The sequence below is a fragment of the Pseudomonas sp. AK106 genome, assembly GCF_053903055.1.
Genome location: NZ_CP096426.1, coordinates 3,870,001 through 3,896,113, shown reverse-complemented (window position 1 = coordinate 3,896,113; position 26,113 = coordinate 3,870,001). Strand labels below are relative to the sequence as shown.

Below are 26,113 nucleotides of genomic sequence, written 5' to 3'. Positions count from 1 at the left end.
TTATTCTGTCCGGACTGTAAAAAACCGGAGATACAAAGGGGGAAATCGGTGCGAGTACGGCGCTTGGGTCAGGCTTTTCTGACGGTTCGCTGCTCGATGCGCTTCTCGAACGTGCCCAGAATCACGCGATCGACATAGATGCCGGGCGTGTGTATCTCGGTGGGTAGCAGCACGCCGGGTTCGACGATCTCTTCGACTTCTACCACGGTGATCTTGCCGGCGGTGGCCACGACCGGATTGAAGTTCTGCGCGGTGTGACGGTAGACCACGTTGCCGAAGTGGTCGGCCTTCCAGCCTTTGACGATGGCGAAGTCGCCGGTGATGGCTTCTTCCAGAATCACGTTGCGGCCGTTGAACTGACGGGTTTCCTTGCCTTCCGCGACGGGGGTGCCGTAGCCGGTGGCGGTGTAGAACGCGGGAATGCCGGCGCCGCCTGCGCGCATTTTTTCGGCCAGGGTGCCTTGGGGGGTGAGCTCGACTTCCAGCTCGCCGCTGAGCAACTGGCGTTCGAACAGGGCGTTTTCACCGACGTAGGACGCGACCATTTTGCGGATCTGCCGGTCTTCCAGGAGGATGCCCAGGCCAAAGCCATCGACGCCGCAGTTGTTGGAAACCACCGTCAGGCCTTTCACGCCCATGCGTTTGATTTCTGCGATGAGGTTTTCCGGGATGCCGCACAATCCGAAGCCGCCGGACAGCACGGTCATGTTGTCGGTCAGCCCGGCGAGGGCTTCAGCGTAGGTTGCCACGCGTTTGTCGAGTCCAGCCATGGTGAGATCCCGCCTTATTTGTAGTTGTGTCCGACAATCTAAGCATCGGAGAGCGTTGGCCGCATCTTCTCTCGCACGCAGTGATTTGTTAATTTTGATTTTTTGATCGATTGATAAGTAAACCTAATATATGAACGTTAAGCAGCTTCGGGCCTTTCTGGCAGTGGCGCAGTGCTTGAGTTTCGCTCAGGCCGGCGAGCGGCTGCATGTGTCGCAACCGGCCTTAAGCCTGACCATCAAGGCGCTGGAGGAAGACCTGGGCGGGCAGTTGCTGACCCGCACCACGCGCCATGTCAGCCTGACCCCGGAGGGCGAGGCCTTGCTGCCACTGGCCCGCCAGTTGCTGGCTGATTGGGACAACACCGAGGAACTCCTGCGTCAGCGTTTCACCCTGCAAATGGGCAAGGTGTCGGTGGCCGCCATGCCGTCCTACGCGGGCAATGTGCTGCCCATCGCGCTGAAGGTGTTTCGCGAGCGCTACCCACGGGTGAACGTGGCGGTGCACGACGTGATCAACGAGCAGGTGGTGGAAATGGTCGGGCATCGTCGCGTGGAACTGGGGATTGGCTTTGAGCCCGAGGCGGGCACTAACCTGATCTTCACGCCGTTCTACATGGATCGGTTTGTCGCCGTGGTGCCGAAAGATTCTCCACTGGCCGCGCGCCGCGAAGTGAGTTGGGATGAGCTGCTGCGTCACGACTTCATCACCCTGCAACGCCCGTCCGCCGTGCGCCTGCTGCTGGAGCAGGACCTGCAGAGCCAGCACGGCAAACTGTCGGTGGCGTTCGAAAGCCATCAGCTGTCGACGGTGGGGCGTATGGTCGCCAATGGCCTGGGGGTCAGCGCGGTGCCATCGCTGTGCATCGCGCAGATGGAAGAACTCGGCGCCCGCTGCATTGCCCTTGAAGGTCCGCGCATCGAGCGTCGTATTGGTTTGATGACCCAGGCGGATCATCAACTGTCGGCAGCGGCCCAAGGGTTGCGCGAGGTGCTGATCGAATGCGCGCGAGATTCAAATGCCGCCCTCGCGACCAAGCTCCCTCCCGCTGGGTGATATCGCATTCCACGTTGGAGACCGGCGGCGAAACGGCCAGATCCTGTAAAAATTTAACTGCGACGCAATGCCGCATCCGGTATGGTTCGGCCGGTTGAAACATATTGTTTCAAAACATCCCGAGATAAAAACCGAACGGTAAGGGGCTCCGCGTTGGATCTGTCGTCTGCTGCCTGGGTGTTTCATGACACTCGCCTGATCATCTGCTGCCTGATCGCCATTGCCACCATCATCGTGCTGATCAGCGCCACCAAGCTCCCGCCGTTTCTGTCGATTCTGGTGGGCACATTCATCGCAGGGATAGGCGCGGGGTTGCCAGCGGAGGCAGTGGCGAAGGCGTTCAGCAAGGGCGCGGGCGGGATTCTCGGTGAGGCCGGGATCATCATCGCCCTCGGTGCCATGCTCGGGGCGCTGATGGCCGAATCGGGTGCGGCGGACCGCATCGCGTCGACGCTGCTGGGGCTGGGCAAGGGCAAGGCGCTGCCGTGGGTCATGGCCCTAGTCGCCATGGTCATCGGCCTGCCGTTGTTCTTCGAAGTGGGCCTGGTGATGATGGTGCCGATCATCTTCGTCATGGCGCGCCAGTCGAATCAGCCGCTGCTGAAAATTGCCATTCCGGCGCTGGCCGGCATGACCACGCTGCATGCATTGATGCCGCCGCACCCGGGGCCGTTGATTGCTGTCAGCGCCTTGCACGCCGATCTGGGCCTGACCATGTTGCTGGGGTTTTGCGTGGCGGTGCCGGCGGTGATTCTCGCCGGTCCGCTGTACGGCAACTGGCTGTCAAAGCGCATGCACATCGAGGAGCCGGCAGAGCTGGGCGAGCTGTTCTCGGCCAAACCCACTGCCTCCCGCCAACCGGGCTTCGGCATCTCGTTGCTGATCATCCTGTTGCCAGTGATCCTGATGCTCGGGAGCACCCTGGCGAAAATCGCCATGGAACCGGAAAGCAACATCGCGCTGACCCTGAAATTCCTCGGTGAGCCGCTGGTGGCGTTGGGCATTGCGGTGCTGGCGGCGACGGTGTGTCTGGGCTGGGCCAACGGTATCTCCCGCGAGCAAGTGGGCGGCACGCTGCGTAAGAGTCTCGCGCCGATTGCCGTGCTGCTGTTGACCATCGGCGCGGGCGGCGGCTTGAAGCAAACCTTGCTGGACGCCGGCGTCAGCCAGACCATCAGCAAAGTGGCCGAAGGCGCGCACATGCCGTACCTGCTGCTGGCGTGGTTGATTGCGGTTGCGCTGCGTCAGGCGACCGGTTCGGCCACTGTGGCAACGACCACCACGGCGGGCATTCTCGCGCCGATGATGGCCGGGCTGGCGCCGGTGGAAGCGTCACTGGTGGCGCTGGTGATAGGGGCGGGCTCGGTGTTCTTCTGCCACGTCAACGACGCAGGGTTCTGGATGGTCCGCGAATACTTCGGCCTGCAACTGAAGCAGACAATTTGGGTCTGGTCGGTGCTGCAGACCATTGTGTCGGTGGTGGGGCTGATCGGCACGTCGCTGCTGTGGCACTTTTTGGTCTGACCATGTCCAGAGCAAACGCTGAAGCCTTTTCGGAGTGAGCAGCCCTATGGAATGGTATTTGCCAAAAAATTGAAGGCGGTCATGCGGGCCTCTTCTCGGCTGAAGCCGGTCCTACAGTGGGTATGCGGTGTCTGTAGGACCGGCTTCAGCCGGGAAGCTTTTGATCTCGATCTTCGAACGCAAAAAGTCCAGTCACCGCCCAACCCGATAGCCACTATCAAGACGACTGATTTCTGCTGGAAAGGCCCGGGGCGTAGCCTTGGCTTCATTCCGGAAACGAGCCGAATGGAGGCTCCCAATGAACCGTCTTCTTGTCCTCTCCCTGTTACTCTGCGCCTCCCTCCTCGCCGGTTGCGCCGCTGGCAATCATCCCGAGCTGCGTGCCTACAGCGCTGAAGAAACCCACCAGCTGGCCCTCGAAGACCTCAATCGTCGTGGCTTGTCCTACGACGAATTCCAGGCCCGCAAAGCCCGACTGATCGAACAGCCACAGCTGCAACGGGCCCACGCGTTCGATAACCGTGGTGAAGTGAATGCCGAAGTCAGCGTCGCGTCGAAAGCCCGTCAGGGTTAAGCCGGAACACTTACAACGCCAGCTTCAAGTGCCCGCCCGCTTCCTTGTGACGCGCCTGAGTCCGGTGTTGCAGGCCCAGTAAAAAGTGATCCAGACCGTCATGCAGGCGCTGGGTCAGCAGTTCATCCAGCTCACCGCCCAACGCGTTCTCGCCATAGCTGATCTGGCTGTCGATGGCGAATACACCGTGCAGCACTTCCTGGCATTTCAGTGCCGACAGCACGGGTTTCAGCGCGTAATCCACCGCCAGCATGTGGGCAATGCTCCCCCCCGTTGCGATCGGCAAGACCACTTTGCCGTGCAATGAACGCTCCGGCAGCAGGTCGAGCAGCGTCTTCAACGCCCCCGAAAACGACGCCTTGTACACCGGCGTGCCGATCAGCAAACCGTCCGCCTTCGCCACCGCGTCGATGAAAGCCACCACCTGGGGGCTGTCGAATCGGGCGTACAGCAAATCCTCGGCAGCAAAATCCTGAATGCGCACACCGCTGACTTCGACGCCACGGTCCTTGAGCCAGTGCGCCGCATGCTGCAACACCACGCCCGAGCGCGATCGGGTGGAAGGGCTACCTGAAATCGAAACTACCAACATGTGTTGTTTCCTTGGGGTCAGTCACCCGAGGTGCGAGGCACCGAGCAGGCCGCGTTCAACGCGAAGTAATGGGCGTGAAGACCCTTCGCCGGTACTCAAGCAGCATGCGTGCCAGCGCTCTCCATCGCCCGCCGCCCCCGTCAATCCAGCGATCACACACAGCTGCAATCCTGCCAACCACCCCAAACTGTTGATCCAGGCGCACGCGACTGTTGATCCACTGTTTCCCCAGCGACACTTGCCCTCATCAAATCAAACCCAAAAAAAATCCCCGCAGTCGGACCACTGCGGGGATTTCTCTGTTGCTCTGCTGTCAGCTTGAAGCTTCAGACTTGCGGCTTGAAGCTGGCACTCAATTCCTGAACATCGCACCGGTCTGGATGATGTTGTTCGAGCCCAGCAACTGGCTCACGTAACGGCTCCAGCGGGTGATGTTGGCCGGGCCGACAAACACCACGTCCTGGGCGGCCAGCTCGAAGCCTTTCGCCAGCGCGTAACTGGTCGGCTTCTTCGCGGCCAGGTGATAGACCGTCGCGCCGTGGGTGGCGTCTTGTGCACGAATCACATACACCGCATCGCCATCGGCTGCGTCAGGGCTCAGGCCGCCAGAGGTGCCAAGCGCTTCCAGCAAGGTCACGCTGGTGGTGCTGAAGGAGATCACCTGCGGGCGCTGAACTTCGCCCAGCACGTAGATCTTGTTCTTCGAATTGCTGTTGAGGTGCAGGTAGTCGCCGTCTTTCAGGAAGATCTTGCTGATCTGCGAATCCTTGCGGTTGAGCGAGTCCACGTCGATCACGTAATCCTTGCCATCGCGACGCAGGGTCAGGCCGGCAAGGTTGGCGTCGGTCGAATCAAGACCGGCCTGGCTGATGGCCTGAACCAGGCTCAGCGGAATGTTGGTAATCGGTTGCGGGCCAGCCGATTTGAAGGCACCCGAGAGCAGGACGCGCTGACTGTTGTAACGCAGCACTTTGACGTCGACTTTCACTTCGGTGTACTGCGGCGCCAGCCCCATGCGCAGTTGATCGCGGATCTGCGAAACGGTCTTGCCGGCGGCCTGGATACGGCCCACGTACGGGAAGAACACGGTGCCGTCGTTCAGCACTTCGCGGCTGTTGGCGTCCAGTTGTTCCTGGGAGCCGGGCGCGGTCAGTTCAGGGTGTTCGAACACCGTCACCAGCAAGGCGTCGCCCGGGCCGACGACGTATTCAGGCGTCTTGTAGTTCAGCAGTTCCGGGGGCAGTGGTTTGGCCGCTGCGTCCGCCGTTTTCTGCTGCTGCGCAAGGGTGGCAGGGGTGATGTTGATCAGCGTGACCTGGGGACCGTCGGGGTCTTTCTCGGTGACATCGCTGTAAGACATGTACTGACCGGGGGCGAATGCGCAGCCTTGCAACACCAGACTGGAAAGCAGCACGACCGCTAACGTTACTTTCATATGAATGTTCCTTCTCATCCTACTAATAGGTGCGTACTGGCACCGCAGTGATTTCTTTGCATCCCTTACTTACACCGAACATCGGATCACATTCGCTCATGCACCCGTGCACCTCCCGCCAAGCTTACTAGCCCTTGGCCATGTTTGTGGTTATTGGCAGATTTTCTTTTAGAAGGCGTTCTTGTTGACGAAGCCTTTGAAGAGCGTCAGCAGGATGATTTTCAGGTCCAGCCAGACCGACCAGTGCTCGATGTACTGCAGGTCGAATTCAACGCGTTTCTGCATCTTGTCCAGCGTGTCGGTTTCGCCGCGCCAGCCGTTGATCTGTGCCCAGCCGGTGATGCCCGGCTTGACCTTGTGCCGCAGCATGTAACCCGACACCTGTTTGCGGTACTGCTCGTTGTGCGCCACGGCGTGGGGGCGCGGGCCGACGATGGACATCTCGCCGCGCAGCACATTGAAGAACTGCGGCAGCTCGTCCAGCGAAGTGCGCCGCAGGAACGCGCCCAGCGGCGTGATGCGACTGTCGTTGCGCGTGGCCTGGGTCACCACCGAGCCGTTTTCCTGCACGCTCATGCTGCGGAATTTCCAGACCATGATCGGCCGACCGTCCAGCCCGTAACGGCGTTGACGGAACAGCACCGGGCCGGGGGAGGTGAGCTTGATCGCCAGGGCAATCAGCATCAGCGGCAGGGCGATCATGGTCAGGATGATGCTCGACAGCACGATGTCTTCCAGCCGCTTGACCACGCTCCAGGCGCCGTCCATGGGCGAGTCGAAAATGCTGATGCTGGGCAGGCCGTTGATGCTCTCGCTGCGGGCGTGCAGCAACTCGAACATGAAAACGTCCGGGATCACGTAGACCGACGCGGTGGTGTCGCTCAAGCCTTTGATCAGTGCCTGCAAACGTTCCTGTGCACCGAGTTCGAGGGTGATGTAGACCTTGTCGATTTTGCCGTCGCGGGCGTCCTGGATCAGTTGATCCAGATCGCCCAGCACCGGAATGCGCCGGCCAATGCGCGCCAGGTCGATCTGCTGCGGCGCCTGGTCATAAAAGCCCAGCAAGTTCAGGCCCATCCAGGGCGCGCGCTCGATGGACATCGCCAGGCGCTCGCCGCAATGGCCGGTGCCGACGATCGCCACACGCCGGGTATTGAAACCCTGGGCGCGCAAACTGTGCAGCACGCTGCGGATCGCTAGACGGTAGCCACACAGCGTTACCAGCACGGCGGCAAACCAGGCCATCTGGCTGTTGTCGGCCAGATGGTCGGGCTGTAACAGCAGGTAGTCGACGAACAGCAGCAACACGAAGGCCAGGCCCCAGTAATTGGCGACCTTCAGCAGCTCGCGCACGATGCGCTCGCCCCGCCACGAGCCGTACAGCTGGTGATATTCAGCCAGCCAGTGGAAAGCCACCGCCGCCAGCAGAATCTGCATCCAGGCTTCGGCGCTCATCGGCGTGCCGGCGAGCAGGTTGATGCCATAACCGCCGACCGCGATGACCGCCAGATCGAGCAGCCGGTGAGCGACGGACAGCGACGATGAATGGGCATGCAGGATGCCCCGTAATGGAGTGCGCATATTCTGTGCTCGCTCAGACGGATTTGATCGGAACAACGCGGGCGGAGAGGTCGCTGCTGACCAGCGTCGGCGCGCTCAGGATCGGCCGGGTGTGTGCTGGCTGGCGGCTCTGACGGGCAGCGCTCAGGCGGGCCTCGACGAACTGGCGCATTTCCTGCTCGAAGCGGGCTTCGCTGAAGCGCTCGGCGTTGCTCCGGCAGGCTTGCGCGGTGATGCGTGAACCGTTGATCTCGAACGTCTCGATGGCGGCCATCAGCGACGCCACGCTCTGCTCCGGGTAGAGCACGCCGGTGGGCTGCGGGTGATCCAGGCCGCAGACCGTTTCCACCACGCCCCCCTTGGCGAACGCGATGACCGGCGTGCCGCAGGCCTGGGCTTCCACCGGGCTGATGCCGAAATCCTCTTCGGCGGCAAACACGAACGCCTTGGCGTTGCTCATGTGTTCCTGCAACACCGCGAACGGCTGATAACCCAGCAGCGTAACGTTCGGCGCGTTGGCCGCAGCGGCCTTGGCCTTGTCCATTTCCGGACCGTCGCCGATCACCACCAGCCGCTTGTTCGGCATGGCCGCGAAGGCTTCGATGATCATCGGCATGCGCTTGTACGGGACCATGCGCGAGGCGGTGAAGTAGTAATCCTGCTTCTGTTCCTGCAGCGCGAATCCGCGGGTGTCCACGGGCGGGTAGATCACCGTGGATTCGCGACGGTAGGCCTTGGTGATGCGCGCGCCAATGAAGTGCGAGTTGGCGATGAAGTCATCGACGCCGGCGGCGGTGCGCTGATCCCACATGCGCATGTAATGCAGGATCATCCGCGCCACTTTGCCTTTCAGGCCGGTGCTCAGGTTCGCCTCTTTGAGGTACTGATGCTGCAGGTCCCAGGCGTAGCGGATCGGCGAGTGCACGTAGCTGACGTGCAACTGGTCCGGGCCGCACAACACGCCTTTGGCCACGGCGTGGCTGCTGCTGATGATCAGGTCGTAACCGGACAGGTCCAGTTGCTCGATGGCCATCGGCATCAGCGGCAGGTAGCGCTGGTATTTGGTCTTGGCCTTGGGCAGGCGCTGGATGAACGTGGTTGTCGCGACCTTGCCGCCCAATTGGGCGCGGTCCTGGTCGCTGAGGAAATCGATGACGGAGAACAGGTCCGCCTCGGGCCAGATGTTGATCAGCGATGCCAAAACCCTTTCGGCACCGGCGTACGTCACCAACCAGTCGTGGACGATTGCAATTTTCATTGGAATTCTCTGCATTAACGGCCAAAGGACGCCCGGCACGTCGAGCGAAGCTCGCGAGGGCGGTCCCACAACCTTTCCATGTTCGCAGGCGCTAAATCAGACGCTCACAGGCTGCGTCTTGGCGTTGCGGTTATTGAGGCGTTTTCCGAGCTGGATGAAAGGGTGTTCGATGTAGCGAAAGCACAGATGGGCGGCGCCCAGGGTCAGCACCGTCGCGACCAGCGCCACCAGCAGGCCCGGTGCGTCGGTCCCGCGCAGCAGAAACTCGCTGAGCATGCCCATCGACGGGTGCAGCAGGTACAGCGAATAACTCACTGCGCCCAGCCAGACCAGCGCCGGGTGGTTCAGACGCACACTGCGGGTCAGCAGCACGAAGCTGACGATGGCCACGGCGTAGGTGAAGCAGTAACGGCCCCAGGTTTCGCCGGTGCCCATGTCCTTGCTGTAAGCCATGATCAGCGTCGGCGGCAGCAGCACGGCGAAGGCCACGAACAGCATGTTCAGGTTTCGCGTCAGCGCCGCGCTGTGTTCGGCCAGCAACCACTGGCGCCACACCGAGCCGAAGAACATCAGCGACAACGCCAGGGGCAGCGCCACCGGCAGTTTGTGTTCGGTCAGTGCGCGGGCAATGCCCATTGCCAGCGCGGCGAGCAGAAACACCAGCGAACAGCGCGCCCGGAATGCCAGGTCGTACAGCTTGCCGGCGATGAACAGCGCCAAACACAGGCCGTAGAAAACCAGTTCGATGAACAGCGTCCAGTACAGGCCGACCACGTCGTCAAAACCCAGTGCCGCTTGCACCATGGTCAGGTTGGCGACGATCTGCGGCCAGGGCGGCAGCGGCGCGCCGGTCAACTGAAGCATCAGCACAAACAACACCAGCGACAGCCAGTAGGCCGGGTACAAACGCATGAAGCGTGAGATCAGAAAGCGTCGGGCGCCGTCGGGCACCGGCTTGAGGCTGTAGGGAATCACTACGCCGCTGATCATGAAAAACCACAGCACCCCCAATTTGCCGGGGTCGATCAGGTAATCCAGCGCCCAGACGTGACCGATCACCGGTGCGTACAAATGGGTGAAGACCACCATCAAGGCAGCGATGCCGCGCAACGCGTCGAGGTAGGCAAGGCGTTTCATGGCAGTGCCTCAGAGCTTGCTGGAAGATTCACGACCCAGGGCATCGCTGCCCTGGCTGCTGCGCCGGTCTCTGGCCGGACTCAGCAGCGCGTCGATGCGTTGGGAAACCTGGCGCGCCGATTCTTCCCAGGAGAACCGCGCCACGTTGTTCAGTCCGCGTCGGCGCAGCGACAGCCGCAACGGCATGTCAGTCAGAATGCGCTCCATGGCGGCGGCCATGTGCTCAATGTCCAGCGGGTCGAAATACAGCGCGCTGGCCTGCAGCACTTCAGGAATCGACGCCGCGTTCGCCGCCAGCACCGGGCAACCGCACGCCTGGGCTTCCAGGGGCGGAATGCCGAAGCCTTCATACAGCGACGGAAACACAAAGGCCGTTGCGCCCTGGTACTGGCTGATCAGTTCGTCGTCGCTCAGGCGGCCCAGAAAGCGGATGCGTGGGTCACGGCTGGCCAGGCGTTGCAGGTTGTCGTCGCTGAAGATTCCGCTGGCGCCCCCGACGATGCGCAATTGCAGATCATCGTGACCGCGCAGCAGGAGGAACGCCTGAATCATCCGGCTGAAATTCTTGTGCGCGCTGGGCGAAGACACCGCCAGCAGGTAGTCCTGTTGCTCTTTAAGGGGCGGGCCCGGTTGAAACGCACCGCTGACGGCGTTGGGCACCACGAAGATTTTCTTCTCCGGAAATCTGTAGAACTGCGAGATTTCGCCCTTGGAGAAGGCGCTCACCGTCAGCAGCGATTTGATCCGGGACAGCATGATCGGCGTCATGGTCCGGTAGAGCAGGCGAAAGGTGCGCGTGTAGCTTTCCGGGTGACGCACATAGGTGACGTCGTGGTGGGTCGCGATCTGATTGCCGTACAGCAGCGGCGCGGTGCTGCACAGCGAAATCAGCAGCGGGTTGCCCTGACGGCGCAGGTACAGCGGCAGGTCCAGTTGCTCCCACAGGTGGCCGCTGTGACTGCCGATGCATTGCACGTCGAGGGCCTTGGCGCTCTCGTGCATCTGAATGCCGTGGGGCGCAACGAACACCACGTCGTCGCGCAGCTGCTTGAGGGCCAGGCAGATCTGTTCGGCGAAGCGTTGAACGCCACGCAATTCCTGGGTCAGGAAACGTGCATTGATCACAATCATTGTGGTCGACCTGTAGAAGAGATAAAGGGGTCGTGCGCAGAGCCGTCAGCGCCCTGGATGAAGGGGCGCCCAAAAGAAGGGCCGAAATAAAAAAGGCAGAAATCAGGGCAAGGCAAACAGTGCCGGGCGTGTGCCCAGGCTTATTATTTTCGGGAAGTCATCAATCGGCACTTGCGCCGAGCAACGCCCGTCGTTGCAGTTCCACGGGATACCGCTGTCGACCAGCCCGCGTTGCGGCTGGCGGGTGTCGATGTATTGCACGTTGCCGCGCAACACGCTGCTGGCGTCCACCTTGATCGATCGCGGCAGCCCGGCGGTCCAGGCGACCATGATCTGTTCCGAACCCCGGGCGAACCGCAGCAGGTATTGCGAGTCGATTTCCCGACTCTTTTCAGCGTCGTAGCGGAATTGATGCAGCGTCGGGCTGATGGCCTTCAGCGTCAGGTACGCCTGCTTGACGCTCAGGTCCTGATTGAGCAGGCCGAAGTTCTGCTCCGGGTCAGTGCCGTCGGGGCCGTCGTTGAGCAGGCCGTTCCACCACATGCCCTTGATGTTGGGCATCGTCTGCGCCAGGAAGAAACTGCGCGCCAGAAACGCCGCCTGAATCTTCTCGTCACCGCCGCAGCGGCCGTCGTTACTGGGCCAGCCTATTTCAGTGAGGTACAGCGGCACCGGCTCTTTATTGCGGTTCTTTTCCGTCAGGTCCTCGCTGATCCTGCGCAGCCAGGCAATCCAGTTTTCCGGGGTGTTGCGCTCATCCGAACGGCAATACACATAGGGATGAAGCGACAGCCCGTCGACATGGTTGAGCACCCCCGATTCCACCAGCCGATCGGCAAACCCCAGGTCCATGCCCTGGCTCGTCACCGCGCCGGCCAGGATCACCATCGGCCGCTGATTGGCGCGAATGCGCTTGGCGGTCTGTTCGATGAGCAGGCTGTAGTCTTCGGCGAACCCAGGATCGACCGGGTTTTCCTTGTCCCACTCATTCCAGATCTCGTAGAAGTCCACGCTGTCGGTGAGCTGGCGGGTGACGAAGCTGGCGTAGTTGCCGTACGCATCGCGCATCGAGGGTTTACGCGGTTTGGCGTAGTTCTCGTAAAACGGGTTGCCGTAGCCCAGCACCAACAGCGGTCGCAGGCGGTTTTCCTGGGCGGTGCTCAGGAATGACTGCCACGAAGGCTCAATCTTCAATAACCCTCGTCGGGGCTCGGCGCTGGACCAATAGGCATCGTCGCGCACCGAGTCGACACCCGCCGCTTTGAGCAGCTGCAGCGCGCGGCCGGAGGTGCCGGGTTTGTTCATCAAGTGCGTGTCGACGCCGATGATGAACGCTTCGTCAGCCCGCGTGGCGCAACTGATCAACAAGCCCAGCAACAGGACGGCCGAGGGTCGTCGTAACCGGGTCAGGTATGGGATGAGCATGGCTTGTCTCAGTGAAGAGGCACGGTCCGGAGCACTTGCTCAGGTAGGTCTCGGGCCGTCGGCGTTAGTGTCGGCATCACGTGCAGGCATGCCGCCGTGTTCAGACCGGGTGGGGCAGCGTGTCCCGGTTGGGCTGGGCAATGTCGTCCAGCAGCGTCTGGGCAAAAATGCTTTGGTAACTGTCGAGCATCAACTCAAGGTTCAGTAATGACGCCACGCTGACCCGCGCTTGACCGCTCAGGCGCGCCAGCAATTCCGGGTTCTGGTGCAAACGCAACATCGCCTGGCCCAGTGAGTCGGGGTCCTGCGGGTCGCACAGCAAACCGTTGAGCGGGTCCTGAATGATCTCCGGCAAACCGCCCATGCGGCTGGCAATCACCGGCACCGAGTGGGCGCAGGCCTCGACGGCGACCATGCCGAACGGCTCGTTCCACAGCGACGGCACCACGGCGACGTCGATCTGGCGGTAGAACGCTTCAGGCGTCTGGTAACCGACGAAGCTGATCTTCGAGGAATTCGCCAGCGCCTTGAAGGTGGCTTCGTCATCCGTCTGGCCACGCCCGGCGATCTGCAGCGTGGCGTCGAAGGGCAATCGCTGAAACTGCTCAATCAGCCAGGCCACGCCTTTCTGATGGGACAGCGTGCCCATGTAGCCGAAGCGCAACGGCGCTTTTTTCGTCGCCAGGTCCGCTTGCCGCCGCTGATGGGGCGAGGCGGTCGGCGGCGTGAACGGGCTGGCGTTGTGCACCACGTACGGGCTGGCGGCGCTGAAATAACCGCGCTGCTGCAGCTTTTCCAGAATGAAGCGGCTGACACCGACCACCGCCGCGACCTGGGCCGAGCGCGCGTCGTGGCCCTTGCGGAAAGTCTGGCAGCTGCCACATTGCTCCTGGCAGCACTGGCCGCGTTTGAACATGTTGCTGCTCGGGCACATCAGGTACATGTCATGCAGCACCTGCACGATCGGCAGTTTTGCTGCAGTGATCTCGTCCCAGACCGACACCGACCAGCCGGCCAGGTTGTGGCAGACCACCAGTTGCGGCTGCTCGTTGCCGATGACGTGTTTCACGTAGCGGCGCATTGCGCCGTTGTAGCGATCCCGCAAATGCCAGCCCAGGCGCGCCAGACGGCCAGGCCGTTGTGCGCCGAAATGCCAGTAGAAATTACGCAGGCCGGCCCGGTAGACCTTGACGCCGTTCACCGCTTCAACGCTCAAGCCCGCGTCGGGGCCGGTCACCAGCACGCTGACTTCACAGCCGCGCTGCTGCAGGCCTTCGACGGTACGCTGAAGAATGATTTCCGCGCCGCCTCCAATGTGAGGGGCATACAGGCTGCTGATGAACAGTATTTTCATAATGGATACGACTGATTCAGACCCAGTACCCCGGACTCACCGTCGCGGATGGCTTGTTCGATCAGGCCGAGGCGCTCCTCGGCACCGCGCCGCTTGGCGATCAGCCGCAGCAGGCGGAAGAACACCCAGCGGTTGAGGCCGTACAGCAGCGACGAATTGGCCCAGATGTTTTTGTCGAACCAGGCCTGGTTGCGTGCGCCGTAGTAGGCGCGCAAGTCCGAGCCCCCCAGCAGGAAGCTCTCGTAGATGTTGTTGGTGCGCGCCTTGATGTTCCACGAGCTTTCCAGGTCGTCGAGCAAGGCGTCCGGCACCAGAAAGATCCGGCCGCCACCGGCGGTGATGCGAAAGGTGTATTCGCTGTCGTCGGCGTACAGCATCAACGCGTCCAGCGGCAGGCCGATGCGGCGATACAGATTGCGGTGGGCAAGCAGGCCGCCGTACGTGGCGAACGGCAACTGCACCATGGGCAGTTTGCGGTGCGGGCTTTGCGGCGCGCCCCACGGCAGTCGGCGCCAGATCTTGTAAGGCAGCTGCGCGATGTGAAAACCGAAGAAGCTCGAGCGACGCTGAATGGCGAAGCGGTTCGGCACGCCGGCGGCGATGTCCGCCTGATGGGTTGGACGAAAGCCCAGCACGGCGGCCTTGTCTTCACCGTCGATGCGTTTACGCTCTTCAAGCACCTTGTGCAGCGTGGCGATGGCGTTGATGGTCGGCGCGTTGTCATCGTCCATCAGCCAGATGTGCTCGGCACCGGCGTCCAGCGCGGCCTGGATTCCCACCGAATAGCCCCGCGCCGAACCGGTGTTCTCGTGCATGTAGATCACGCTGACCTGATTCGGCCAGGTGCGCCGCAGGGTGTCCAGCGGCGCGGTGGACGCGTTGCTGACGATGATCACGCGATCGATCAGCGGACTTTCCAGGGAGCGGCTGACCAGCGTGTGCAGGTAGTTGAAACGATCACCATAGGTGAGCGTCACCAGTGTGGTTTTCTGGGTCATGGCGAGTTCCGGGCGAAGGGGGGTCAAGAGGCTGAAAGCATCAGCCCCGTGGGAATCAGGATGTGTGGATCAGAGGTGCAAGAAGTTGAAGGGCAGTAAGGCTCGGTTCAAGCCTGGACTTGCATCCGCGACAGGCTGCTGACCGGCAGGCTGACCTTTTGCTCGCGTTGCAGCAGGTTAAGGAGAATCACCGCGCGTTCATCACCGTCGGCGGCGAGGAAGATCGCCTCGACGTCGTTGAAGCCCTCGGCGGTGATCCGCACCGTTTCACCTTCTTGAAAGGCGACCCTGGCCGGCGGCGCCAACGGCGCCAACAGACGCTGGCGGATTTGCTCGATCAACGCATCCTGCACCGGAACCGGCATGCCGCCGAAGGTGACGATGCGCGCCACGCCGCGGGTCGAGCGGATCGGGTACCAGTTGTCGCTGGCTTGATCCATGTGAATGAACAGGTAGCCGGGGAAGAGCTCTTCTTCGGCCGGTGCCCGTGAGCCGCGTTTTTTCTCGCCGTGCTTGACCGGGCGGTAGCACTCGAACTGCTGACGTTGCAGGTGCTCTGCCGCGCGTGCTTCCTGGCGGGGTTTGGTCTGGATGAGGTACCACCGCGCGGAGCCACAGGCGCTGTTGACGACTTCAGACATACATTTCACTCCACTGCGATCCGGTGCGACCCGGTCAGGACAACGTCAGGTTTTGGTGCCAGCCCGCGCATTATGCCCGGCCCGGCGCAGGATGGATGCTTGTCCAGCCCGTATTCGGTCAACATCTGCTGCACCTGCTCGACGCAGTTGAACATCAGCACATCAATGATCGACAGGTTGGCGACAAAAGGTTGCCGAAACTGCCGATACACCACCGGGTTCATCCGGAAGAACCGCACCAGCAAACCGTTGCGGGCGAAGTGATCACGGTCGTAGAGCACCGATCCGCCTTCCGGGGTGATGAACGTGGTGGCTTCAAACGTGTGAGCGATGCGGATGATGCGCTCCTGCTTGTCCGCAGCGCTACCCAGTATAAGGTCCGAGCTGCGCAGGATCGGCGTCACGATGTGTAGATAAGCACAGATTTCACGGATGGCGTGTTCGGCATACAGCGCGATGTTCTGCTGCGGAAAACGGATCAACCGCTCCAGCAGCGGCATGACCTGCGCGAAGTAGGGCGCCTCTCGGTAACTCTCGGCGAGCAGATCGATCAGCCGTGGCGCTTCATCGCTGAAGTGCTCACACAGTTGGCGCTGATTGATCTGCAGCTGAAAGCGGTCTTTCTTCAACGGGAAGCTAATCAGCCTGGCCGCGCCGTTGTGCAGGATGCGATTGCGATTGACCCAGCCGGACCGCACATACTGCAGATCATCTCCCAGGACGAAGACGTCTGCAGCAGCGATGAGCTGAAAGTAGCCCAGGTACGGGAACAGATAGGGCTGCATCACTGCAAGGGTCCTGGCCATGTGTTTCTCCTTGGTGTGCGTGTCGATTTACTTGCGGACCGTGGTGTAGTCGTAACCGTACGCGGCGCAGTCGTAGTCGGCGGTCGACGCCTTGCGCAGGACGCCGTTGAAGATCGCACCCTTGATCAGAATGCCGTTGTGCATCAGGCGGCGTTTGCACGCTTCGATTTCCTTGGCCGTGCTCAGGCCGAAGCGGGTCACCAGCAGGCAGGTGCCGGACTGACGGCCGACCAGCGTGGCATCAGTCACGGCCAGAATCGGCGGGGTGTCGATGATCACCAGGTCATACAGCGGCGACAGCTCGCTGATCATTTTGTTGAAGTTGTCGTGCATCAACAGCTCGGACGGGTTCGGCGCCGCGTAACCGCAGGAGATGAAATCCAGGTTCCGCACTTCGGTGTGGTTGATGACTTCCTTGCTGCCCAGACGCGCAGCGAGGGTGTCCGACAAACCATGCTTGGGCGTCAGGTTGAACATCTTGTGCAGGTAGCCTTTGCGCATGTCGGCGTCGATCAGCAACACGCGTTTGCCGGTCTGCGCAATGATCACCGCCAGGTTGCTGGAGACGAACGACTTGCCCACGCCCGGCGTCGGGCTGGAAATCATCAGCACGTTGTTGCGGGCTTCAAGCATGGCGAAGTGCAGGCTGGTGCGCAGGCTGCGCAGTGCTTCGATCGCCAGTTCCGTCGGCGCGCTGACGCTCAGCAGGCGCGGCTCCTTGCTCGCCGAACGGCTCTGGGCGGCCTTCTCCATGCGTTCCTGCAGTCGCGAATACGGCAGCGACGCGTACACCGGCATGCCGAGGTTTTCGATGACTTCCGGGTTGTCCACGCCGCGATAGAACGCCTGGCGCACAAACACGGTGGCAACGGCCAGCAGCAGACCGATCAGGGCGGCGACCAGCACGATGATTTTGCGCATCGGCTTGACCGGCTCTTCGACGTTGGCGTCGGCGTTGTCGATGATGCGGACGTTGCCGATGCTGCCCGCGCGCAGAATGTCCTGCTCCTGGCTCTTGTCCAGCAACAGGGTGTAGGTCTGCGAGGTCACCTGCATGTCCCGGTTCAGCCGCAGCAACTCTTGTTGCGTGGCCGGCAGGGCTTCGATCTTCTTCAGCAGCGCGGCTTTCTGCGATTCAACCTGGCCGATCTGCGTCATCAGGGCGCGGTAGGTCGGATGCTCCGGCGTGTACAGACGCTCGACGTCGACGCGCTTCATTTTCAGGTCTGACAGGGTGCCTTCCAGCTTGACCACCTGATCCAGAACGGACTTGGTTTCAACGCTCAGGTCAACCGACTTGGCGCCCATCTGGAAGTTGTTCAGCGCGATTTCCGACTGCTCCAGCTGCTTGCGCACGGCAGGCAGTTGCGAACGCAGGAACTCCAGACGCTGGGCGGCTTCGGCCGAACTGCGCTCGACGTTCTGACGCACATACAGGCGGCTGACTTCGTTGAGGATGCGTTTGGCCAGTGCCGGGTCGGGGTCTTGGATCGACAGATAGACGATCCCGGAGTCCTTGCCCGCTTCCATGATTTTCAGACGGTCCTGATAATCCAGCGCGGTGGTCAGGGTGCGTTGACGCGCCACGGTGAACTCGGTGCCCGGACGGGCATTGAGCGCCGCCACCTGAATTTTGATGCCGCTGCCTTCCACAGTCTGGCCGACCGGGCCACTGAGCAGCTTGTTGCGGTCTTCGTCATAGAGGGTAAAGGTGCCAGGCTTGCCCGCCACCATGGTCATCTTTTCACCCAGCAGCGCGTCCGGCACGTCCAGCTGGAACACGTCGATTTTCTCGCCACCCCAGGCGTAGCTATTTAAGCCGAACATTGGATCGGCCACTGCGCCTTCACGCTCCGGCTTGAACCGACGCGCCATGTAGCTGCCCAGCCCCGGGATGTACTTGGGCTTCTGCACGATGTACAGCTTGAGGTCATCGACGACCTTGCCCAGCACTGCGCGGGATTTGATCAGCTCGATTTCGGTGGTCGCCTGGGACACCGACAGCGGCTTGCTGGAAATTTCGGTGCGGCCTTCGATGCCGACTTTGCGCGGCTCGATCTGAATCATCGCGTTGGCCTGGAAGATCGGCGTGGCCAGAATGGCGTAGGTGGCGCCGAGCAGGACGCAGATGCCGACAATCGACGCAATCAATCCTTTGTGATCGAAAAGTGTGCGCAAGATAGTCGCCAAATCGATCCGGGAGTCCTGGACCTCGTCCAGAGAAGTACGGTTCATAGCGGTCATTTATCTTGGATCTCCTGACTGAATATAAGGAAGCCAGTCGTCGACACAACGCGAAAGCTGCTCGTAGGTCTGTTCAAAGGCTAGTTTCGGGCGCCGGTAGGGGTCGGCGATTTCCAGCGCTTGTTGCCATTTGCCAATCAGAAACGTCTTGCCGCGTACCTCGGGGGCCAGCTTGAGGACGCTCTGGGTCTGACGATGCTCCATGACCAGGATCAGCTCAGCTTCGTGAAGCATCTGCCGATCGATCTGACGGCTTCGATGTTTGTGGGCGGGGACACCGTTGACGTGCAGCACGGCCTGAGCCAGCGGGTCGATGGTGGAACTGAGCATGGCGTGGGTGCCGGCCGACGAGATCTGGACGCGCGCATTCGGCACCCGTTGTCGGAACATGGCTTCGGCCATGGGGCTGCGACAGATATTGCCGACGCAGACCACCAGGACGTTACTGAACATGACCTTTGCTGAGGGTCGTCATCAGTCTCTTGCTGATGTTTGCGGTGAAGTTCTGCCCAACGGCCAGGAGTGTCTGCATCTTGCGTTTGGGGGTAATCGCCGACAGCGAGTACTCGACCAGCTCCATCAGGAAATGCTCATACAGCTCTTGATGACCGAGCCGGTTGTAGTAGTTGGCCAGGGCGCCCGAGGTCTGCAGCGCCATGTGCAGCTTGCGTTTGTTGGAGCGCATGGAAAACACGCCGCCCGGGTGCAATCGGTACATGGCCGGCTTGACCTCGCCCATGAATTTGCCCTTGCCGTAGGCGCCGAGCAGCGACCACCAGACCAGATCATTGAGCGGCGCGGCGCGCAGCTCGGGGGGCAACGACTCGAACACGTTGCGGAACACCGTGGTCAGCGTCGACACCGGCCGCGCCTTCTGCAGCTCCAGCGCCGTGGCGTCCCCGCGCAGCTTGCCTTGCAGCTGGATCGGGTACTGGCCGCTGATGTCGAAGGGGATCGCGTCGTGGTAGGTCAGCACGTAATCCGGATTGTTCTCGAGAAAATCCACCTGGATCTGCAGCTTGCGCGGGTCCGTCCAGTAGTCGTCGCCTTCGCAGTAGGCGATGTAGCGGCCCCGTGCTTCGCCGAACAGACGCGGCACCGGCGGGTTGTTCTGCGAGTACTGATTTGTCTCGTGGTAGAAGGGGCGTATCAGCGTCGGGAAGCGTTTGACGTAATCGGCAATGATGCGGGCGGTGCCGTCCGTGGAGGCATCGTCGTTCACCAGGATTTCGAATGCGAACGTGGTTTGCTGCATCAGGAAGCCTTCCAGCGTCTGCGCGACATAGGCCTCCTGGTTGTAGGCTGGGCAGACGATGCTGACCAGGGGCGCGGCGCACGGCGAGGCGCTCGTCTTATTGCTAGTAGCATCCATGGCTTGAGTACTCGGAGTTAAACACTGGGTTTGCTGAACAAAACGGAAATCTTCATCACCAGCGGCTTGTAGCTGGCGGCCACCATCAGCAGCGTGAGCAGGCCGCAGACGGCCAGACCCAGGAAGATGCTGATGCGGTTCTCATTGGCGATCAGGCGCAGCAGCGGCTCGGTGATCGCAAGGCCCACGCCGGTCATCACGCTGATGCGGATGATGTCGCGCAGCCATTGGCTGTGAATCCCCGGGGCCAGACGCTGGTGCACGATCACAGGCCAGATGGCGAAGGACACGACGCGCAATACGAACCAGGCGATCGCCGCGCCGTAAGCGCCGTAGCCGCGAATCGCCAGAAACATCACCGGCACCGTGATCAGCGCTGAAACAACGCTGTACCAGACGTGCAGGTGCATGCGCCCATAGGCGTATTGCAGGTAAAACTGGAACGCGCTGACCGCCATGATGGCGCTGCCCAGCGAGTACCACGGCAGAATCGTCCGGCTCCAGTCGGCGGCAGGCCGGTCGCCCGACCAGGCAAACACCATCTCGTCGGCGTGCAGCGCGATCAGTGCCGCGAGGGGAAACAGGAACGTGCACACAAACCGGTTGGCCGCGAGATACAGCTGGTGCATGTCGTCCCGGCGCCCTTCAGCCATCAACACGGTGAGGCGCGGCAGCAGCGTCTGCGCCAGCGGGTTGGAGAGCATCATGATCCCGGTGGTGATCAACGCCACCAGCGAGAAGTAACCGTATTCATTGAGCGGCAGCAGCTCGGAGAGCAACACTTTGTCGATCTGGGTGAGCACGATCCACAGCACCGCAGTGCCGGACATGCTGGCCGCGAACGGGATGATCGGCTTGACCAGATCCCAGTCGAAACCGGTCAGCGGCGACGGCGTCGGCATCTGCTGATAGGCACGGCCCGCGAAGATCAACGCTTCGATCAAGCCCACCAGCGCCTGGAATTCGAAAAAGTGCACCGGGTCGTTGGAAATCGTGCTCACCAGCAGCAGGCCGCCGAAGTAGCGCAGCGTGGCGATCATCACGTTAGCGATGTTCAGCCATGCATGCTGTTCAAGGCCTTGAATCCCGCTTTTGTACAGCGTTGAAAACAAGCGCAGGGCGATGACGATGCCCATCAGCCCGATGCACTGCACCAGCGTCTCAGTCGTCAGTTCCTGGGCATTGAGCCAGTGCACCGCGATCCATCCGCTGCCGGCATACATCGCCACGCAGCAGAGGCCCGCCAGTGGCAGGAAGATGATTTCGAACGAACGCAGCAGGCGCCCGGTGTAGCGATCCAGTCCATCGCTGCCCTGACGATGGGCCACCGCCCTGACCAGACTCGGCGACATCCCTGCGTCCAGCAATTGCAGCCAGGCCTGCAGCACCGAGAAGAATCCGATCAGCCCGTATGCCTCGGCGCCCATGTGGCCGAGGTAGAACGGCATGATCAGGATCCCCACGAGCAGCGTGTAGGCCTGGCCTGCATAGCTCAACGCAGTGTTGCGTATGACTGAGCGCTTGGTTGACATCGAAAGTCCTTCCGGCGTAAAGGGATGAATGGCGCGGCGGGGTTACATGACCTTCGCGAGGGACGGCACACGGTACGGCGAGTGGGCGGCGCTGGTTTCGGCGATCACCGTGTTGATCACGCGATCCTGATCGTCGTGCAGCAGGCCCGGGTAAATCGGCAGGCACAGCACGCGCTCGCTCAAGGAACGCGAAGCGGTTTGTGCCGCTTGCGGCTGCAGGTACTCGAGGGTGTCCAGGGACGGGTAGAAGTAACGGCGCGGGTTGATCCCGTTGGTGTTCAGCGCCGAACGCAAACGCAGCAGTTGTTGTTCGTCGCGCAGGGCGATCGGGTAATAGCTGTGGTTGAGTTCGCTGTTGTTTTCCGGCCGCTGCAGGTCGACATAATCCCCCAGGCGGGTGGTGTAGCGGTCAGCGATTTCAGCGCGTTCCTGAAGAATGTTCTCGATGTCGTCGAGAATGCACAGGCCCATCGCGGCGGAGAATTCGTTGAGCTTGGCGTTGATGCCGATCCCGTCGATCTTGTCGACGTCGGCGATGCCGAAGTTGCACAGCAGGTGAGCACGGCGCGCGGTTTCGTCATCGTTGGTGATGATCGCGCCGCCTTCGATGGTGTGAAACAACTTGGTGGCGTGAAAGCTCAGCGTGCTGATGTCACCCCAATTGAGCACCGACTGGCCGGCGTGGCGTACGGCGAAGGCATGGGCGCCGTCGTACACGACTTTCAGATTGCGCCGACGGGCGATCTCTTCGATGCGCTCAACCGCGCACGGGTTGCCGAACACATGGGTGCCGACAATGGCGGTGGTGTCGGAGACGATGCGGCTTTCGATGTGCTCGGGCGAAATGTTCCAGGTCTGGGCGTCGATGTCGGCGAAGATCGGGCGAATGCCTTCCCACTGCAACGAACTGCTGGTGGCCACGAAGCTGAACGGCGTGGTCACGGCGCTGCCGCTCAGGCCCAGCGCGCGGTAGGCGACTTGCAGGGCGAGGGTGCCGTTGTTGGTGAGGATGACGTGTTTGACGCCCAGGTAATCTTTCAGGCGTTGTTCGAGCTCGCACACCAGCGGCCCGTGGTTGGTCAGCCAGCCGCGTGCATAAATGCCCTCGACGTATCCTTTGAACTTGTCGATATCGCCCAGGTAGGTCTTGGTGACGTTGATCATCGAATTCTCCATTTCAGATGCACAGCTTTTAAAAGGCTTTCCGGGCCGTGATGCGGTGGCGCCGGTGTGACGCCGGGCCATCAACGCCAGGTTCGAGCGAAATCAGCTGGGGGTGGAGGCCGGCGGCGGGTTGCCTGCCTTGCTGCTCATCCGCCGCGCGCGGCCCTGATTGATTTTCAGGATCAATCGAGTGGCCAGGCTGCCTGCATGGGGATCGCCGAAGTGGAAGAGCGCGGTGGCGCGCTTCACGTCTGGCCGGCAGGCCTGGTTGGCGTGCAGGCTCCGATAACCCCAGAAGAAATAAACGCTGCCCGGCTCCAGGCGCAGGACGTACGGCTTGAGCCAGTTGCGCTGCATGCCTTTGATGATCCAGCTGCGGGTGATCTTGTTCTGCAGCAGGGCTTTCTCGATCACGTTGAACACCACCCATGAGCGCACCCGGCGGATGTTCGGAAACAGCATCAGATCGCCGCGTCCTTCTCCCTCACTAGGAATGAACACCGGGATCAGTGCAGTCACCAGGCTGGCGTCGTAATGAAAGCTATTGGACTCGCGCTTGCCCTGGTTGCCCTGCACGCAGCGCAGCACCGGAAAGATGCGGTCACTGGCGGCGTCGCGGCGGGCCGCATGGTGATAGAGGCGACCCAGCAGTGTCTTGAAGCGCGGGTCGGACCAGTAGCTCGCCAGCAGGCTTTCGCTAAGTGCCGCCTCACCGTGGTAGGCAAAGTATTCGCCCTGGTGTTTCTGCGCCTGTTCGTCAGTCCAGGCCCGCAACTGCTGCAGGTCCGTGTCAGGCACGGCCGCGTTCAGTTTTGCAAAGCCGTTGGTATCGATTTCGTCAGCCAGTCGCTGAACCAACTGCTCATCCATGTCGAAAGATAAAGGCATTGCATCAGGCCCTCGTAGGGAGTGAGGAGTGCAGGGGAGGGGAGAGAATTACGCTTTAGGCAAGCTACCGCCCGAATCTGCAGATCCTGCCGTTGTATTCATTAATATGTGCATTCAAACGGTTGCTTCATACATCACTGGCTGACTAAACCGTTGGGCAAAGCTACCGCCCCACCGAGCATATTCAGTAATTCGGAAAAGCTTTCTTTAAACCAAAAACTGCCCACCGGCGCTGATTTCACACCGTTGGAATCGTTAATTTCATGGGCAGCCGCAGGGTAATTAAGTCGGAATGCTCTCGGCGCACGGCTCTAAGGTCGCGCTGCAAAAACGGGAAAACATTGGACATGCGTATATATCGACGGAGGCGGACTTTCTGTCAAATTATTTCGCCATCATTCTGTTAATTTTTTGATCAGCGGGCGATCAGGCTCTCTAAGTGATTGATTTTAATGACAGTCAATAAAACATCACTGCCCTGTCCTGGTGCGCGACGCTTTTTAGACGCTCGCCAAGACCGGCGCTTTGACAACCAGAAATGACAGGGAAGACGTATTTCCAACGTCAGAACTTGGGCGTGGACCGGGGGCAACGGTTTTATGGCGCTCGATTTTTGAATGGCGCATTCAGTGGTCATTATGCGTCGAGTTAACTAACCACCTGAGTTTGAATTGCCCCATCAACTGATCACGGCGGTGTTGCAGTTTTATACAAAGAACAGTGTTGGGTTATATATAAATCAATGTGGCTGAGTGGGTGACAGGCCCGAAGATTACGCAGGTGCTCGATGCCGTTGTCCGAGCGCTCAATTCCCATGCGTTGGGTGGATGCGGCGCTGCGGTTGCTCAGCCTTGATCGCTGCTCCATTATCCGGGTCTGCGATGCAAACAATTCGGGTCACCAGGAGATTCAATGAATACGCAGTCGAAAACCACTGGAGTGGCGATGCAACGCCTTGCGCAAGCGCGCGCCCTGATGAGCCGTGAAGGCATCGACGCCTGGCTGGTGCCGTCGGCCGACCCTCATCTCTCTGAATATCTGCCGGGTTACTGGCAAGGGCGGCAGTGGCTGTCCGGCTTCCACGGCTCCGTCGGCACTTTGATCATCACCCAGGACTTCGCCGGTGTCTGGGCTGACAGTCGTTATTGGGAGCAGGCGAGCAAGGAGCTGGCAGGCAGCGGCATCGAGCTGGTCAAACTGCAGCCGGGTCAGACCGGCCCACTTGACTGGCTCGCCGAGCAAGCCAGGACGGATTCCGTCGTCGCAGTGGATGGCGCGGTATTGGCCGTGGCGTCGTCGCGTACGCTGGCTGCGAATCTGTACGAGAAAGGCGCACGGCTGCGCACGGACCTCGACCCCTTGACTGAACTGTGGGACGACCGGCCTGCGTTGCCGGCTCAGGCTGTTTATGAGCACTCAACGCCCCACGCTGGCGAAACCCGTGCCGACAAACTCACTCGACTGCGCGCAGTGATGGCCGAGCGTGGCACGGACTGGCATTTCATCGCCACGCTGGACGACATCGCCTGGCTGTTTAACCTGCGCGGGGCCGATGTCTCCTACAACCCGGTGTTCATTTCTTTCGCCCTGATCGGCCCGAACAGTGTCAACCTGTTTGTCGCGTCAGAGAAAGTCGACGCCGCGCTACGCAGTACCCTCGAACAGGAGGGCATCACCCTGCATGAATACACGCGCATCGGCAGCGCGCTGCGCAACGTGCCTAAAGATGCGAAGCTGCTGGTCGATCCGGCACGCGTCACCTGTGGCCTGCTTGATTATCTCGACAGCGAAGTGACGCTGGTCGAAGGCCTCAACCCGACCACGCTGTTCAAATCGCAGAAAAGCGCCGCCGACACCCGGCATATCCGCCAGGCGATGGAGCAGGATGGCGCAGCGCTGTGCGAATTCTTCGCCTGGCTGGATTCAGCGCTGGGCAAAGAGCCCGTCAGCGAACTGACGATTGACGAGAAACTCAGCGCGGCGCGGGCCCGTCGGCCGGGCTATGTGTCCCAGAGCTTCGCCACCATCGCCGGCTTTAACGGCAACGGGGCCATGCCTCATTACCGCGCCACCGAAGAAGAGCACGCGCAAATCGAAGGTGACGGCTTGCTGCTGATCGATTCCGGCGGCCAATACCTGGGCGGCACGACCGACATCACCCGCATGGTGCCCGTGGGCACGCCGACGGCTGAGCAGAAGCGTGACTGCACGCGTGTCCTGAAGGGCGTCATCGCGCTGTCCCGCGCGCACTTCCCCCGGGGCATTCTTTCGCCATTGCTTGACTCAATTGCTCGCGCGCCGATCTGGGCCGACGGCGTCAACTATGGCCACGGCACCGGTCACGGCGTCGGCTATTTCCTTAACGTGCACGAAGGCCCGCAGGTCATTGCCTATCAGGCTGCTGCCACGCCGCAGACCGCAATGCAGCCGGGGATGATTACGTCGATCGAGCCGGGTACGTATCGGCCGGGACAGTGGGGGGTCCGTATTGAAAATCTGGTGATTAACCAAGAGGCGGGCAAGACCGAGTTCGGCGAGTTTCTCAAGTTCGAGACCCTCACGCTGTGCCCGATAGACACGCGCTGCCTTGAAATCGGTTTGCTCACGCATGAGGAGCGTGAATGGCTTAATGAATACCACGCTCAGGTCAGACA

The 26,113-nt window shown here is 61.1% G+C and carries 22 protein-coding genes (1 of these 22 cut by a window edge); 4 read left to right on the top strand and 18 right to left on the bottom strand.

Features of this window, described 5'->3' with window-relative positions; all coding sequences use genetic code 11:
* Positions 1-68 precede the first annotated feature (68 nt).
* Entirely contained in the window at positions 69-770 is a 702-nt protein-coding gene (locus tag M1E04_RS17190; RefSeq protein ID WP_037013408.1) for a CoA transferase subunit A, read from the bottom strand.
* 130 nt (positions 771-900) lie between these two features.
* Here M1E04_RS17190 and M1E04_RS17185 point away from each other — a divergent pair, with 130 nt between their 5' ends.
* From M1E04_RS17185 to M1E04_RS17175, 3 genes are all read left to right on the top strand, one after another.
* The gene (locus M1E04_RS17185) at positions 901-1,824 is read left to right on the top strand and encodes a LysR family transcriptional regulator (RefSeq protein ID WP_410934668.1); all 924 of its coding nucleotides are present in this window, start codon (positions 901-903) and stop codon (positions 1,822-1,824) included.
* A gap of 153 nt (positions 1,825-1,977) precedes the next feature.
* Positions 1,978-3,348 carry a GntT/GntP/DsdX family permease gene (locus tag M1E04_RS17180; protein ID WP_456291769.1) on the top strand — a complete coding sequence of 457 codons (1,371 nt, stop codon included), beginning with the start codon at positions 1,978-1,980 and terminating at the stop codon, positions 3,346-3,348.
* A 298-nt stretch (positions 3,349-3,646) separates the two neighbouring features.
* Entirely contained in the window at positions 3,647-3,922 is a 276-nt protein-coding gene (locus tag M1E04_RS17175) for a hypothetical protein (protein WP_065986245.1), read from the top strand.
* Positions 3,923-3,932: 10 nt separating this feature from the next.
* Here the strand turns inward: M1E04_RS17175 and ssuE are convergent, their stop codons facing one another.
* From ssuE to M1E04_RS17090, 17 genes are all read right to left on the bottom strand, one after another.
* Positions 3,933-4,514 (bottom strand): NADPH-dependent FMN reductase, encoded by a 582-nt coding sequence (gene ssuE / locus M1E04_RS17170; protein WP_065986246.1) that lies wholly within the window; start codon positions 4,512-4,514, stop codon positions 3,933-3,935.
* Positions 4,515-4,866: 352 nt separating this feature from the next.
* The gene (locus M1E04_RS17165) at positions 4,867-5,949 is read right to left on the bottom strand and encodes a polysaccharide biosynthesis/export family protein (protein WP_065986247.1); all 1,083 of its coding nucleotides are present in this window, start codon (positions 5,947-5,949) and stop codon (positions 4,867-4,869) included.
* 168 nt (positions 5,950-6,117) lie between these two features.
* Positions 6,118-7,530: an undecaprenyl-phosphate glucose phosphotransferase gene (locus M1E04_RS17160; protein ID WP_369318711.1), complete on the bottom strand. Its 1,413-nt coding sequence runs from the start codon at positions 7,528-7,530 to the stop codon at positions 6,118-6,120.
* A 13-nt stretch (positions 7,531-7,543) separates the two neighbouring features.
* Positions 7,544-8,767, bottom strand: coding sequence for a glycosyltransferase family 4 protein (locus M1E04_RS17155; protein ID WP_410929365.1), 1,224 nt, complete (start codon positions 8,765-8,767; stop codon positions 7,544-7,546).
* Between the two features lie 96 nt (positions 8,768-8,863).
* Complete coding sequence (locus tag M1E04_RS17150; protein WP_456291768.1) at positions 8,864-9,904, bottom strand: acyltransferase family protein; 1,041 nt, start codon at positions 9,902-9,904, stop codon at positions 8,864-8,866.
* Positions 9,905-9,913: 9 nt separating this feature from the next.
* A complete protein-coding gene (locus M1E04_RS17145; RefSeq protein WP_456291767.1) occupies positions 9,914-11,035 on the bottom strand; it encodes a glycosyltransferase family 4 protein in 1,122 nt (373 codons plus the stop codon).
* Positions 11,036-11,137: 102 nt separating this feature from the next.
* A complete protein-coding gene (locus M1E04_RS17140; RefSeq protein ID WP_065986252.1) occupies positions 11,138-12,460 on the bottom strand; it encodes a hypothetical protein in 1,323 nt (440 codons plus the stop codon).
* A gap of 100 nt (positions 12,461-12,560) precedes the next feature.
* Entirely contained in the window at positions 12,561-13,814 is a 1,254-nt protein-coding gene (locus M1E04_RS17135; protein ID WP_192134818.1) for a glycosyltransferase family 4 protein, read from the bottom strand.
* Complete coding sequence (locus M1E04_RS17130; RefSeq protein WP_410929369.1) at positions 13,811-14,812, bottom strand: glycosyltransferase; 1,002 nt, start codon at positions 14,810-14,812, stop codon at positions 13,811-13,813. Before M1E04_RS17130 ends, M1E04_RS17135 begins: the two co-directional genes overlap by 4 nt.
* A 107-nt stretch (positions 14,813-14,919) precedes the next feature.
* Positions 14,920-15,453 (bottom strand): transcription/translation regulatory transformer protein RfaH, encoded by a 534-nt coding sequence (rfaH, locus tag M1E04_RS17125; protein ID WP_192134822.1) that lies wholly within the window; start codon positions 15,451-15,453, stop codon positions 14,920-14,922.
* 5 nt (positions 15,454-15,458) lie between these two features.
* Positions 15,459-16,259, bottom strand: a complete 801-nt coding sequence (locus tag M1E04_RS17120; RefSeq protein WP_456291766.1) for a WbqC family protein — start codon at positions 16,257-16,259, stop codon at positions 15,459-15,461.
* A gap of 27 nt (positions 16,260-16,286) precedes the next feature.
* On the bottom strand, positions 16,287-18,503 hold the full coding sequence (locus tag M1E04_RS17115) for a polysaccharide biosynthesis tyrosine autokinase (RefSeq protein WP_065986256.1): 2,217 nt from the start codon (positions 18,501-18,503) through the stop codon (positions 16,287-16,289).
* Positions 18,504-18,956: a low molecular weight protein-tyrosine-phosphatase gene (locus M1E04_RS17110; protein WP_456291765.1), complete on the bottom strand. Its 453-nt coding sequence runs from the start codon at positions 18,954-18,956 to the stop codon at positions 18,504-18,506.
* A complete protein-coding gene (locus tag M1E04_RS17105; RefSeq protein WP_192134826.1) occupies positions 18,946-19,875 on the bottom strand; it encodes a glycosyltransferase family 2 protein in 930 nt (309 codons plus the stop codon). The genes M1E04_RS17110 and M1E04_RS17105 overlap by 11 nt, the downstream gene beginning before the upstream one ends.
* Positions 19,876-19,892: 17 nt before the next feature.
* The gene (locus M1E04_RS17100; RefSeq protein ID WP_456291764.1) at positions 19,893-21,407 is read right to left on the bottom strand and encodes a lipopolysaccharide biosynthesis protein; all 1,515 of its coding nucleotides are present in this window, start codon (positions 21,405-21,407) and stop codon (positions 19,893-19,895) included.
* Between the two features lie 42 nt (positions 21,408-21,449).
* Entirely contained in the window at positions 21,450-22,571 is a 1,122-nt protein-coding gene (locus M1E04_RS17095; protein ID WP_192134830.1) for a DegT/DnrJ/EryC1/StrS family aminotransferase, read from the bottom strand.
* A gap of 102 nt (positions 22,572-22,673) precedes the next feature.
* A complete protein-coding gene (locus tag M1E04_RS17090; protein ID WP_410929375.1) occupies positions 22,674-23,459 on the bottom strand; it encodes a hypothetical protein in 786 nt (261 codons plus the stop codon).
* A gap of 912 nt (positions 23,460-24,371) precedes the next feature.
* On the opposite strand from M1E04_RS17090, the gene M1E04_RS17085 reads away from it, so the two are divergent.
* Positions 24,372-26,113, top strand: the 5' portion of a protein-coding gene (locus M1E04_RS17085) for an aminopeptidase P family protein (RefSeq protein ID WP_192134834.1). Its footprint extends 67 nt past the window's final position; only the first 1,742 of its 1,809 coding nucleotides appear in the window; its start codon is at positions 24,372-24,374; its stop codon lies off the right edge, out of view.